12 protein-coding genes are annotated in these 12,706 nt (G+C 63.6%); 3 read left to right on the forward strand and 9 right to left on the reverse strand.

Annotation, left to right across the window (positions count from 1 at the left end):
• Positions 1–16: 16 nt before the first annotated feature.
• The 4 genes from I6N89_RS03920 to I6N89_RS03935 all read right to left on the reverse strand — a co-directional run bounded on the left by I6N89_RS03920 (position 17) and on the right by I6N89_RS03935 (position 3,290).
• Positions 17–838 carry an ABC transporter ATP-binding protein gene (locus tag I6N89_RS03920; RefSeq protein ID WP_207016915.1) on the reverse strand — a complete coding sequence of 274 codons (822 nt, stop codon included), beginning with the start codon at positions 836–838 and terminating at the stop codon, positions 17–19.
• Positions 835–1,233, reverse strand: coding sequence for a hypothetical protein (locus I6N89_RS03925; RefSeq protein WP_207016916.1), 399 nt, complete (start codon positions 1,231–1,233; stop codon positions 835–837). The genes I6N89_RS03920 and I6N89_RS03925 overlap by 4 nt, the downstream gene beginning before the upstream one ends.
• Positions 1,230–2,009, reverse strand: a complete 780-nt coding sequence (locus tag I6N89_RS03930; protein ID WP_207016917.1) for an ABC transporter ATP-binding protein — start codon at positions 2,007–2,009, stop codon at positions 1,230–1,232. Before I6N89_RS03930 ends, I6N89_RS03925 begins: the two co-directional genes overlap by 4 nt.
• Positions 2,010–2,102: 93 nt before the next feature.
• The gene (locus I6N89_RS03935; RefSeq protein WP_207016918.1) at positions 2,103–3,290 is read right to left on the reverse strand and encodes an ABC transporter substrate-binding protein; all 1,188 of its coding nucleotides are present in this window, start codon (positions 3,288–3,290) and stop codon (positions 2,103–2,105) included.
• Positions 3,291–3,462: 172 nt separating this feature from the next.
• On the opposite strand from I6N89_RS03935, the gene I6N89_RS03940 reads away from it, so the two are divergent.
• Positions 3,463–4,551, forward strand: a complete 1,089-nt coding sequence (locus tag I6N89_RS03940; RefSeq protein ID WP_207016919.1) for a PQQ-dependent sugar dehydrogenase — start codon at positions 3,463–3,465, stop codon at positions 4,549–4,551.
• A gap of 105 nt (positions 4,552–4,656) precedes the next feature.
• On the opposite strand, the gene I6N89_RS03945 is transcribed toward I6N89_RS03940, so the two are convergent.
• On the reverse strand, positions 4,657–5,667 hold the full coding sequence (locus I6N89_RS03945) for a GlxA family transcriptional regulator (protein ID WP_207016920.1): 1,011 nt from the start codon (positions 5,665–5,667) through the stop codon (positions 4,657–4,659).
• A 196-nt stretch (positions 5,668–5,863) separates the two neighbouring features.
• Between I6N89_RS03945 and I6N89_RS03950 the strand changes: the two genes are divergently transcribed.
• Complete coding sequence (locus I6N89_RS03950) at positions 5,864–7,237, forward strand: class II 3-deoxy-7-phosphoheptulonate synthase (RefSeq protein ID WP_207016921.1); 1,374 nt, start codon at positions 5,864–5,866, stop codon at positions 7,235–7,237.
• A gap of 60 nt (positions 7,238–7,297) precedes the next feature.
• On the opposite strand, the gene I6N89_RS03955 is transcribed toward I6N89_RS03950, so the two are convergent.
• The 4 genes from I6N89_RS03955 to I6N89_RS03970 form a co-directional block, all read right to left on the reverse strand.
• On the reverse strand, positions 7,298–7,777 hold the full coding sequence (locus I6N89_RS03955; protein WP_207016922.1) for a GNAT family N-acetyltransferase: 480 nt from the start codon (positions 7,775–7,777) through the stop codon (positions 7,298–7,300).
• 119 nt (positions 7,778–7,896) lie between these two features.
• The gene (gene ggpS / locus I6N89_RS03960) at positions 7,897–9,414 is read right to left on the reverse strand and encodes a glucosylglycerol-phosphate synthase (RefSeq protein ID WP_207016923.1); all 1,518 of its coding nucleotides are present in this window, start codon (positions 9,412–9,414) and stop codon (positions 7,897–7,899) included.
• Between the two features lie 3 nt (positions 9,415–9,417).
• Positions 9,418–10,194 carry an HAD-IIB family hydrolase gene (locus tag I6N89_RS03965; RefSeq protein ID WP_207016924.1) on the reverse strand — a complete coding sequence of 259 codons (777 nt, stop codon included), beginning with the start codon at positions 10,192–10,194 and terminating at the stop codon, positions 9,418–9,420.
• On the reverse strand, positions 10,191–11,324 hold the full coding sequence (locus tag I6N89_RS03970) for an NAD(P)H-dependent glycerol-3-phosphate dehydrogenase (protein WP_207016925.1): 1,134 nt from the start codon (positions 11,322–11,324) through the stop codon (positions 10,191–10,193). Before I6N89_RS03970 ends, I6N89_RS03965 begins: the two co-directional genes overlap by 4 nt.
• A 449-nt stretch (positions 11,325–11,773) precedes the next feature.
• Between I6N89_RS03970 and I6N89_RS03975 the strand changes: the two genes are divergently transcribed.
• Positions 11,774–12,685, forward strand: coding sequence for a UTP--glucose-1-phosphate uridylyltransferase (locus I6N89_RS03975; protein ID WP_328805839.1), 912 nt, complete (start codon positions 11,774–11,776; stop codon positions 12,683–12,685).
• Positions 12,686–12,706: the final 21 nt, after the last annotated feature.

Consider the following 12,706-nt stretch of genomic DNA (forward strand, 5'->3'; position numbering starts at 1 on the left):
GGATCTCTCCATCCGCTCAGCCGCCCAGGAAACTGCGCCGGACCTCGTCATCGGCCAGCAGCTCGCGTCCGGTGCCGGTATGGGCGTTGCGCCCCTGCACCAGCACATAGCCCTTGTCGGCGATCTCCAGCGCCTGACGCGCGTTCTGTTCCACCATCAGCACCGGCAGACCGGTGCGCGCCACCTCGATGATGCGGTCGAAAAGCTCGTCCATCACGATGGGCGACACGCCCGCCGTCGGCTCGTCGAGCATCAGCACCTTGGGCCGCGTCATCAGCGCCCTGCCCACGGCAACCTGCTGGCGCTGCCCGCCCGAGAGCTCGCCCGCCGCCTGCCTGCGCTTTTCCTTGAGGATCGGGAACAGATCGTAGACCTGCGCCATCGTGTCCCGGAAATCGTCGCGCCGGATGAAGGCGCCCATCTCGAGGTTCTCCTCCACGCTCATCGAGGTGAAGATATTGTGGGTCTGCGGCACAAAGCCCATGCCCCGGCGCACCCGCGCCTGCGGGCTGAGCTCGGTGATGTCCTCGCCATCGAGCCGCACCGCGCCCTCGCGCAGATTGAGCATGCCGAAGACCGCCTTCATCGCCGTCGACTTGCCGGCGCCGTTCGGCCCGACGATCACCGCGATCTCGCCGCGCTCCACCGCGATGGTGCAGGCATGCAGGATATCCGCGCCGCGCCCGTAGCCGCCGGTCATCGCCTCGCCGATCAGAAACGGCCCGCCGGGCGCTGCATGCGCATGACCGCCCTCATGCACCGGCTGCGCCTCGCCCATGCCCTGCGGGTTGGCGATGCTCGCATCCCGGTTGCCCCGGTCGTCATAACCGCCGCTCATCGGTCGCTACTCTGTATGTCGGAGAGTCTCTCCAGCTCCACGTGGGTCAGCATTTCGGCACAGGTCTCCCAGATGGTGTGGGAAAAGCTCTCGGCAGGTTTCCAGGCACCATAGTATTCAGTATGGAAAACAACACGTTCCCCCGTGACACCGCAGCTTGTCGGAAACTCGCATAACAGGCTGACCGTCTCGCCTGCATCAATAACCCTTCCAGGCACAACGTGGGGAGGGAAGTGAACGGTATCCCAAATGCTGCAATCGGTTTCTTCGAAGAGCGCCCTTCGATCCGGGGGAACGATATCCCTAGCCATGGACTGGATCAGATGTTCAGCGGCATTTTCCTTCTGAAAGCCCAGCGGTTGCCAGAAGGAAAGGTGGAGAAGGAAGAGTATCATCCCGCCGCCTCCTTGTTCTTGAGGCCGGTGCCGAGATAGGCCTCGATCACCGCGTCATTCGCCTTGATCTCGTCCAGCGTGCCCTCGGCCAGCTTCTTGCCCTCGGCCATGACGATCACCGGGTCGCAGATTCGGCCGATGAAATCCATGTCGTGCTCGATCACGCAGAAGGTATAGCCGCGCTCCTTGTTCAGCCGGACGATGGTGTCGGCGATGGTGTTCAGCAGGGTGCGGTTCACGCCCGCGCCGACCTCGTCCAGAAACACGATCTTGGCATCCACCATCATCGTGCGCCCGAGTTCCAGCAGCTTTTTCTGTCCGCCGGAGAGGTTCCCGGCCTTCTCGTTCTTGAGATGCGAAATCGTCAGGAAATCAAGCACCTCGTCGGCCTTTTTCAGAATCGCCGCCTCTTCCTGCGCAATCCGTCCGCGCCCGAACCAGGCATTCCACAGCGTCTCGCCCGCCTGATCGCCGGGCACCATCATCAGGTTTTCGCGGCAGCTCATCGAGGAAAACTCATGCGCGATCTGAAAGGTGCGCAGCAAGCCCTTGTGAAACAAAGCATGCGGCGGCAGGCCGGTGATGTCCTCGCCATCCATTGTCACGGTGCCGCTGGTCGGCGGCAACGCGCCCGCGATCACGTTGAAGAGCGTCGTCTTGCCGGCGCCGTTCGGTCCCACCAGCCCGGTGATCGAGCCGGTAGCGATCTCAAGCGAGGCGCCGTCAACGGCACGAAACCCGCCGAAATGGCGGTGAAGGTTGTTCACCCGGATCAAGCTGTCTATCCCCTCGGCGTCTTTGGCGACGCCTTTTATCTCTTTGAAGCAGCCCGGGAAGATCCCGGGCTGCCTGTTCTCATGCTTCTTCGATTACTTGACCGAGACGGTCTCGAACTGGCCGTCGGTGATCTCGTAATAGCGGTAGGTGCCCGAGGCCTCGCCGGGGCCCACCAGTTCCACATTAGTGGCGCCGACATAGTCCACGTCACCGCCCTCGGCGAGGATTTCCAGCGCCTTGCCAAGCTCGCCCGGCATGATGGGCTCGCCCGGCGCATTGGCCACGTCGAGGATGTTCGCCGCAACGGAGGCCGAGGAGACCTCGCCGCCCTTCATCATCGCCAGCGCGATCAGCGCCGCCGCGTCATAGCTTTCGCGGGTATAGGCGCCCTCGCTGTTGATGCCGGCCTCTTCGGCCATCGTCATGAAGGTCTCGGCGCCTTCGCCCTCGGCCCAGGGCACCGAGCCGAAGCTACCGTTCAGTGCCGACCCCAGATCCTCCAGCAGCGCGTCGGCATACATGCCGTCACCCAGAGCGAAGATGTCGAAGGCACCGGTGTCGAGCGCCGACTGGATCATGCCTTTGCCGCCTTGATCGGAATAGCCCAGCACCACCAACGCATCGCCGCCGGCCGAGGCCAGTGCGCCGATCTCGGCCGAGTAGTCGCCCTTGCCGTCCTCATGTGGCGCGGTGAGGGTGATCTCGCCGCCCGCCGCCTCGAAGGCCGCGGCAAAGCTGTCGGCAAAGCCCTTGCCATAGTCGTTGTTGGTGTAAGTCACGGCGACGGAGCTGATCCCACGTTCGCCCAGGATGCCGGCCAGAACCTCGCCCTGACGCGCATCCGACGGCGAGGTGCGGAAGAACAGCCCGTTATCCTCGACGGTCGACAGCGCCGGGGAGGTGGCCGAGGGCGACACCATCGGCACGCCGTTCGGCACCGCGACATTCGACAAGATCGCGCCGGTCACGCCGGAACAGTCGGCGCCCATGATCGCGACAATGCCGTCGGTGGTGATCAGGCGCTCGGCGGCGGCGGTGGCGGCGGCGGCATCGACACAGGTGCTGTCAGCGCGCATTGGGGTCAGCGTGACGCCGTCGAGAAAGTTGCCGCTGTCATTGACCTCTTTCATCGCCAGTTCGGCGCTGTCGGCCATGGCCGGGGTCAGCGATTCGATGGGGCCGGTATAGCCGAGGATGACGCCGATCTTTGCCTCCTGTGCCTGCACGGCCCCGGTTGCAAGCAGCGTTGTGGCGGCGGATGCCAGAAGCCACTTTTTCATAACAGGTTCTCCCTTGCTGGAACGCGTTGTCCTGCGCGGAGCCTATGATCGGCATCGCAAAAAGAAAAGAGTGCAGACGCGTGGTTGCCGCTGCGGCGTGCGGGCCTCTTTGGCTTGTCCCACAGGGCTTAGGCCCCATATCTGCGGGACAAACGTGAGACAGGAGACGACGATGCGCCAGAGCCTTTTCGCCACCCTCATCGCGCTTGCGCCCGCGGCACCGGCGCTGGCCCAGGATATCGACAGCAGCCTCGGTGCGCTTCAGGTGGCCCCCGTGATGCAGGGGCTGAACGCGCCATGGAGCTTCGGTTTCCTGCCCGGCGGCGCCGTTTTGATCACCGAGCGCGGCGGACGGCTGCTTGCGGCGACACCCGAAGGGGTGAGCGCAGTGTCAGGCCTGCCTGAGGTCTATACGCGCGGTCAGGGCGGGTTGCTCGACGTCCTCGTCCCGCGCGATTTTGCGCAGAACCGGGAGATCTTTCTGAGCTATTCGAAACGCCAGCGCGGCGGCGCCGGTACGGCGGTGCTCAAGGCGCGGCTTTCCGAGGACGGAACGCGGCTGGAAGACACCGAGACGATCTTCGAGATGGCGCCGGGCTCCAGCGGCGGACGGCATTTCGGCTCGCGGCTGGTGGAGGCGCGCGACGGCACGCTCTTTGTCACCATCGGTGAGCGCGGCGACCGGCCGGCCGCGCAGGATCTGTCGCGGCACAACGGCTCGGTGATCCGCATCGCACGGGACGGCACGGTTCCCTCCGACAACCCCTTTGCAGGCCAGTCCGGGGCGCAGCCGGAAATCTGGTCCTACGGTCACCGCAACCCGCAGGGCGCGGCGCTCGACGCGCAGGGGCAGCTCTGGGTGGCCGAGCACGGCGCCAAGGGCGGCGACGAGGTGAACCGGATCGAGAAGGGCGCCAATTACGGCTGGCCGGTGATCTCTTACGGGCGGCACTACTCGGGCGCTAAGATCGGCGAGGGCACGGAAAAACCCGGGATGGAGCAGCCGGTCTTTTACTGGGATCCCTCGATCGCACCCTCGGACATCAGCTTCCTTGCGGGCGGCGCCTGGGACGGCGACCTGCTCGTGGGCTCGCTCAAGTTCGACTACATCTCGCGGCTCTCGGGCACGCCTCTGCGCGAGGTCGAGAGGCTGGAGTCCGAGGCAACGCTGCGGGTGCGCGACGTGGATCAGGGGCCGGACGGGCAGATCTGGTTTCTCAGCGAGGTCAACGGCACGCTGTATCGCGCAACGATTCCGTGATATTTTATTGCAATATTATCAGCCTATTGTATCAGAGAGCTCACATACGACACAAAGTGTAAAGCGAGGATCAAAGACGCTTCGATAAAACATTCAAATACCTTACTAAGTATCTGATTTAATATCTTTTCCCGCCTGGGAGCCGCGCTCCCGATAGGGCGTCGTCTGATAATGCGCGCGATAGCATTTCGAGAAATGCGAGGGGCTGGCGAAGCCACAGGCCAGCGCCACGTTGATCACGCTCATATCGGTCTGCATCAGCAGGTTGCGCGCCTTTTGCAGCCGCAGCTCCATGTAATAGCGCTTGGGCGAGCGGGTGAGATAGCGGCGGAACAGCCGCTCTAGCTGCCGGGTCGACATGCCGACCTCCTTGGCCAGCAGCGCCGGCGAGATCGGCTCCTCGATATTGGCCTCCATCATCTTGATGACCTGCGCCAGCTTGGGGTGGCGCACGCCGATGCGGGTGGGGGTCGAAAGCCGCTGCGTGTCCTGGTCGGTACGGATCGCTGAATAGATCAGCTGGTCCGCCACCGCATTGGCAACCTCTTCGCCGTGATCGTCGGCGATGAGTTTCAGCATCAGGTCGATGGAGGCGGTGCCGCCGGCGGTCGACAGCCGGTTGCCATCGACCACAAAGACCGACTTTGTCAGCGTGACCTCGGTGAACTCCTCCTCGAAACTGTCCTGGTTTTCCCAGTGGATGGTGGCGCGCTTGCCGTCGAGCAGCCCGGCCTGAGCCAGTGTCCAGCTTGCGGTACAGAGCCCGCCCATCATCAGCCCGCGCCGCGCCTCGCGCCGCAGCCAGTTCATCAGCCGCTTGGTGGTGGCGCCCGCCACGTTGATGCCGCCGCAGACCAATACCACGTCGTCACGAGTCAGCTCTGGCAGATCGCCGTCGAGTTTGAACTCAGTGCCGGCGGAACAGCGCATCATACCGCCGCCATCGCCGGTCAGCATCCAGTCATAGACCTGCGCCCCGGCCATGCGGTTGGCGATGCGCAGTGCCTCCAGCGCGGCGGCGAAACTCAACAGGGTAAAGTCCGGCAGCAGGACAAAGACAAAACGGCGGGGGCCGGCTTGCGGGCCCCCATCGACGGCATTGCGCGGCACCGGCATTCCAGACCTCATAAGACACGAGTTTCGTCAATTGTTCCAAGGCTCTCGCCCATGTTTCGCTATGGACGATCCTACCAGAAGGGCAGAGATGGCGGAAAGCGTCAAGAGAGGTCGTTTATTTCCTATGGCCATGCGCGCGCGTGTTCTGTATACGCGCAAGACGTTTTCGCTAACGGACAATGTCTGGGAGAGAGCCATGAGCGAGTGGAGCAAATCGAGCTGGAGAACCCTGCCGCGGATCCAGATGCCTGATTACGAGGATCAGGCCGAGCTGGCATCTGTCGAGGCGCAGCTTTCGAAATATCCGCCGCTGGTGTTTGCAGGCGAGGTGCGGCGCCTCCGCGACGAGCTTGGCAAGGCATCGCGCGGCGAAGCCTTTCTGTTGCAGGGCGGCGACTGTGCCGAAGCCTTCGAACAGTTTTCCGCCAACGGGATCCGCGACACCTTCAAGGTGATGCTGCAAATGGCAATGGTGCTGACATATGGCGCCAAGGTGCCGGTGGTGAAGGTGGGTCGCATGGCCGGCCAGTTCGCCAAGCCGCGCTCCGCCCCCACCGAGACGGTGGACGGCGTCGAGCTGCCGAGCTTTCGCGGCGACATCATCAACGAGCTGGCCTTCACCCCCGAAGGTCGCCAGCCGAACCCTCAGAAGATGTTGCAGGCCTACACTCAGGCGGCGGCAACCCTGAACCTGATCCGCGCCTTCTCGACCGGCGGCTATGCGGATGTACATCAGGTGCACCAGTGGACGCTGGGCTTTACCGAGGGCGAAAAGGCCGCGCGCTACCGCGACATGGCCAACCGGATCTCGGACACGCTGGACTTCATGAAAGCGGCGGGTGTCGATTCCAACCGCTCGGCGGCGCTGCATCAGGTGAATTTCTACACCTCGCACGAGGCGCTGCTGCTGGAATACGAAGAGGCGCTGACCCGCGTCGACTCGACCTCGGGCAAGTGGCTGGCAGGCTCCGGACACATGATCTGGATCGGCGACCGCACGCGGCAGCCGGACGGCGCCCATGTCGATTATGCGCGCGGCGTGATGAACCCGATCGGCCTGAAATGCGGCCCTTCGATGACTGCCGAAGACCTCAAGGTGCTGATGGCCAAGCTGAACCCGCTGAACGATCCGGGCCGGCTGACGCTGATCGCCCGCTTCGGCGCTGGCAAGGCCGGCGAGCATCTGCCGCGTCTCATCGAGACGGTGCGCAGCGAGGGTGCCAATGTGCTCTGGGTTTGCGATCCGATGCATGGCAATACGATCAAATCGGCCTCGGGTTACAAGACCCGGCCCTTTGACGCGGTGCTGCGCGAGGTGCGCGAGTTCTTTGCCGTTCACAAGGAATACGGCACGATCCCCGGCGGTGTGCATTTCGAGATGACCGGCGACGACGTCACCGAATGCACCGGCGGCATGCGCGCGGTGACCGACGAAAACCTGTCGGACCGCTATCACACCGCCTGCGACCCGCGCCTGAACGCGTCGCAATCGCTGGAGCTGGCCTTCCTCGTCGCCGAAGAGCTGACCGCGCTGCGCGAGCGGCACCCGGCGGCAGTGGCTGCGGTCTGATTTGCGAAGACACGAACAGAAAACGGCCGCCGGAGGTCGGGCGGCCGTTTTCTTTTGCGCTCAGGCGGTGTCGAGACGAAATTTCAGGAAGGTCTCGCCGTCATAGGCGATCTCGCCCAGACGCATCGCGCCCAACCGTGCCAGTCCGCCGAGATGGCGCCGCGACGGCGGCAGCAGGAAGGTGACATAGGGAATACGCGGATCGGCGCGGGCGAAATCGAGCGCCTGGCGGGTGACCCGCGCGCCGAGGCCAAAACGCTCCGGTGCCAGCACCAGACCGTAGTCCCATTCGGTGCCCTCTTTCTGGAATCCGCCCCAGCCGACATATTTGCCGCCGTGCAGGATGGCCCAGTGACCGAGACCGTCGCGCGCCCAATACGCCTCCTTGGCCCGCACAAATCCGGCGCAGCTGTCGTCGGTCCATGGCGTGCGTCCCAGAAGCGGCATGTGCTCGGCGAGCCGCGGGTCGGACATATGCGCGTTGATGCGCTCGGGCGCGATGTCGGTGAGCCGGGCAAAGGCGATTTCGGGGCAGGACATGGGCAACCTGTCGGAAAGGGTATCTGCCCCTGCTTATAGGCTGTCGCAAAGAAGGGTCAGCGGCGAAAATCGCCGACTGACAGAGGTTTGATCGCTCGGTGAGAGACGCCGTTGCGTTCTCAGGCCGTCTCGACCTGAGGTGCTTCCTCAGAGGCGGCCCCGAAATCCTTGGGCGAGAGCAGGGCGAGCTGATCCTCGGCCCAGTGCCGCGTGTCGCGCTTGGCCACCGAGGCGTTCAGAAGCTCCATGCGGGCGCGGCGCTCGTCCTCGGGCATGTCCAGCGCCATGTCGATAGCAAAATCCATCGCGCGGGAGGAGAACGGATTGGTCAGCACGGCGGCACCGAGCTCGACCGCGGCACCGGCGAATTCCGACAGCACCAGTACGCCATCGCCATCCTTGCGCGCGGCAACATATTCCTTGCAGACCAGGTTCATGCCGTCGGCCAGCGGCGTGATCCAGGCGACATCGGCCACCTGATACCAAGCGACCAACTCTTCGAAGGGGATGGCGCGGGAAATCAGCGCGACGGGCTGGAAGGTGAAGCTGCCGAAGCGGCCATTGATGCGACCCGCAATCTCTTCCAGCTCTTTCTGGATCGGCTCATAGACCGTCATATTCCGGTTGGCGGGCACCGAGACATGCAGCAGCCGGACCTGACCGCGCAGCTCGGGCCGGCGTTCCAGCAGCCGCTCGAAGGCCAGGAGCTGGTGGGCACCGCCTTTGGTGTAATCGGTGCGCCCCACAGAGAGCAGCACGCGGGTGTGGCCGATCTCCGAGCGGAAGCGCGCGGCCAGCTTGTCGGTCTCCTCCGAAGCGGCAAGGCTTTTGATATAGTCCACATCCACGCCCACCGGGGTTACCCCGAGCTGCACCACATGATCCTCTACATGGATCTCCGTCGGGGTGGTGCGGTCGGAAAGCGCCGAGCCTTCGGACATCATGTCGTCCTCGACCTTGATGCGGGGCACATTGCCCACATCCCGCAACGAGCGCACGCAGGAGATGAAATTCGACGCATAGCGCGGAATGTGGAAGCCCACCACATCTGCGGCCAGCAGCGATTCGATGATCTCGCCGCGCCAGGGCAGCACATTGAACATGTCGGCAGCCGGGAAGGGCGTATGATGATAGAAGGAGATGCGCAGATCCGGGCGCATCTGGCGCAGATAACCCGGCACCAGCCACAGATTGTAATCATGCACCCAGACGCTGGCGCCCTGCGCGGCCTCGGCGGCGGCGGCCTCGGCAAAGGCCCAGTTGACCTCCTTGAAGGTCGGCCAGTCGACCGGATCGTAGTTATATTTTTCCTTGAACCCGTGCAGGATCGGCCAGAACGCCTCTTTCGAGGTGACGTGGTAGAAGCTCTTTACCTGCGATGCGGTCAGCGGCAGACGCGAGACGGTGTATTTCCCAAAGGGATCCTCGATCTCGATCACCCGCTCGAAGCCGGGATCGGAGGGATCTTCGGCCTCTTTCCAGGCCACCCAGGCGGCATTCTCGACCTTGCCGAAAAAGCTCTTCAGCGTCGGAACGATGCCGTTCGGGCTCTTGTTGGCGACATATTCGATTTTACCGTCAACCTCGACCTCGTCGTAAGGCTGACGGTGGTAGACGATCACCAGATCGCTGGACATGGCTCACACTCCTTTCGGGAGGGGATGCAGGTTGAAGGCCTCGACCGCCTCCAGAATGCCCGCCGCGCCGATGGCCTCGGCAGTGTGGACATGAGGCAGGTTCGACACCTGATCGAGAAGCTCCTGCTCGGCGCCGCCGACGGCGACAGCCTGGAGCCCGCATTGCAGCATCGACAGATCGTTGAGCGTGTCGCCCGCCGCCAGCACGCGGCCTTCCTCGATGCCGAGATGTTTGACGAGCCGACGCAGCGACGGCCCTTTAGAGATCCCGCGCGGCAGCACGTCGAAATAGCGGTTGTCCGAGACCAGCGGGTCATGACCCATCTCGCGCACGATATCATGCGCGCTGTCGTCGAATGCCGCATGATCGAGATCGTAGCTCACCCGATAGCGGAAATCCGTCGGTTGCAGCGTCAGGCCGGGGTGACCGTGCAGCGTTTCGCGCACCTTGTCACCGGCATCGCCCCAGGTCTCGGCGATCTCTACCTCCAGAGGTTCGATGGGGTGGATCTTGCCGTCTTCGACACGGGCGATGGTGGTGCCCACATCGCCCACCACATATTCCGGCCAGGGCACACCCCCGTCACAGAGCTCGCCGATGAATTTCGGATCGCGGCCGGTGACGAAGATCAGCCCGATCGTATCGCGGTTGGCTTCGATCCAGTCATAGAGACGCGCGCGATCCTCTTCGGAACCGCCCAGAAAGGTGCCGTCGAGATCGGTGGCCAGCACGAAACGGCAGCCGGCGATGTCGCGGTTATGGGGATGATCGAAGCTCATGCGGGGTCTCCCTGATGCGGGTGAAGCGTGATGTCGAGCGCGCGCGGTTCGCCCTCGATGGGGCGCATCCACAGTTTCTGGAAGGTCTCGGTGAGCGGCGCACCTTCGTGCAGGATCGCGTGCACCGCCTCGCAGATCGGCATCTCGACGCCGACGCGGCGCGCCAGATCGACCACCGAGACCGCGTTGACCTCGCCCTCGACCACAGTGGGCTTGCCGTCGAAACAGGACTCGCGCGGGATGCCCTGGCCGAGCTGTGTGCCCAGCGACATGTTGCGCGAGGTGGTGGAGGAGCAGGTCAGCGTCAGATCGCCGGCACCGGCGAGGCCGGTAACGGTCTCGCGCTTGCCGCCGAGCGCCTCGGCCAATGCCTTCATCTCGTCCATGCCGCGGGTGATCAGCGCCGCGCGGGTGTTCTCGGCAAAGCCGGCGCCGGTCATCATGCCGCAGGCGATGGCGATCACGTTCTTAACCGCGCCGCCGACCTCGACCCCGATCAGATCGTCGGAGACATAGGGGCGGAAGGCCTGGGTCTGCATGGTCAGCGCCAACCGCGCCGCCGGTGCGCTTTCAGGCGCGATGCGGTCGTGATGGCGGAAGGGGAAGGCCACGGTGGCGGCGGTCGGGTGCCCCAGCGCGGTCTCGCGCGCAAAGGTCGGACCGGAGAGCGCGCCGACCGGATGGCCGGGCAATTCTTCCTCGACAACATGGCTGAGCAGGAACCCGGTGCCGCGCTCGATCCCCTTGCAACAAAGCGCAATCGGAATGCCCTCGGGCAGGTGCGGTTTCATCGCCCGTGTCATCTCGCGCAGTGTGTGCGACGGCGTCACCAAAAGCACGGCTTCGGCGCCGTTTAGCGCGGCTGCGAGATCGGAGGTCGGATGCAAACCAGCGGGAAGGTCGATGCCGGGCAGATGTTCAGGGTTCTGCCGGGTTTCGGCCATCGCGTCGGCAAGGCTCTGCCTTCGCCCCCAGAGCCAGGTTTCGCAACCGGCCGAGGCCGCGACTGCGGCCAGGGCGGTGCCCCAGCTCCCCATGCCGATCACGGCAATCCGAGTATAAGGTTCAGCGCGGCGGGGCGTTTGCCCGTCGTTGCGCGTGGGCGGGATGTCGACTCTCTGTCCGTCCATAACAATGTGCCAATCTGCCCTTCCTAAGGGCTGCCGGCCAATGTGGCTCACTCCGTGTTGTGTTAAGCTAGTAACACTTACACTAGGCGTTGAGTTCCATGGAACCAAGATCCTGCGGCAATTTTTCTGCGCCAGCGAGGGCTGGACAAGGTTCGCTTAAATTTTCAACTTAATTTTCGGCGATCTGCCCTCAATTCAACCGAAATGGATGCAATTTTTACACGAAGTCACGATTTTTTCCGATCATTACCTGCCTACGGAACAAGCTATTGAAATAACGCATTTTTGTGAATGGGGTAAAGAGAGCGTACTTGACGCCTATTTGGTCAGATTTTGCAGTCTGCGGCGGACCCTAATTTTGAAATTCGCGAGAAACGGCATAGTCTCTTACGCATATGCCGCACTGCGGCGCTAGCGATCACCGACGATCATGCAAAGGAGAGCCCACCGTGACGACCCCTCGAAAGAAGACTAGCCAGCCCGTGCGCACTGCGATCTTCCCCGTGGCCGGTCTCGGCACGCGCTTTCTTCCGGCGACCAAAGCCACGCCCAAGGAGCTGCTGCCGGTGCTCGACCGTCCGCTGCTGCAATTCGCCATCGACGAGGCGCGCGCGGCGGGCATCGAGCGTATGATCTTTGTCTCACACCCGTCGAAATCCGCCATTGAACGCTATGTGCATGCGGATGAAGAGCTTTCCGCCACCTTGCGCGAGAAGGGCAAGCATCAAATCGCCGATCACCTGGACGACGCGGCCATTGACCCGGAGGCCGAGCAGGCGCATTTCGTCATGCAGCCCGAACCGCTGGGGCTGGGCCATGCGGTGCTCTGTGCGGCGGACGAGGTTCTGCCCGGGCCGGTGGCGGTGATCCTGCCGGACGATCTGATCATGGGGGAACCGGGCTGTCTCAGCGAAATGCTCGAGGCCTATGCAGAGGGCGGTGCCGGCCACATGGTCGCGACGATGGAGGTCGCGCGGGACGAGGTTTCCGCCTATGGCGTGCTCGACCCGCTGGGCGATGCCGAGGGCCAGATGGTGCGTGCCTCGGGCATGGTCGAAAAGCCGGAAGCCGAGAAAGCGCCGTCTCTTCAGGCGGTTGTCGGGCGATATGTGCTCGATGCCTCGATCTTCGACGACCTGCGCAATCAGGAACCGGGGCTGGGTGGCGAGATCCAGCTTACCGATGCCATCGCCAAGGGTGTGGAACGGGTCGGGCTCTGCGGCTTCCGCTTCAGCGGGCAGCGCTTCGATTGCGGCTCGAAAGCGGGCATGCTGCGCGCAACACTGGCCTATGCCGGCATGCATGAAGAATTCCATCCGGTTTTGCAGACCGAAACGTCGCTTGCGATGGCGGCTGAATAACGGACTGCAAACGATTGATTT

Source organism: Salipiger abyssi (assembly GCF_017311415.1).
Lineage (GTDB): Bacteria > Pseudomonadota > Alphaproteobacteria > Rhodobacterales > Rhodobacteraceae > Salipiger > Salipiger abyssi_A.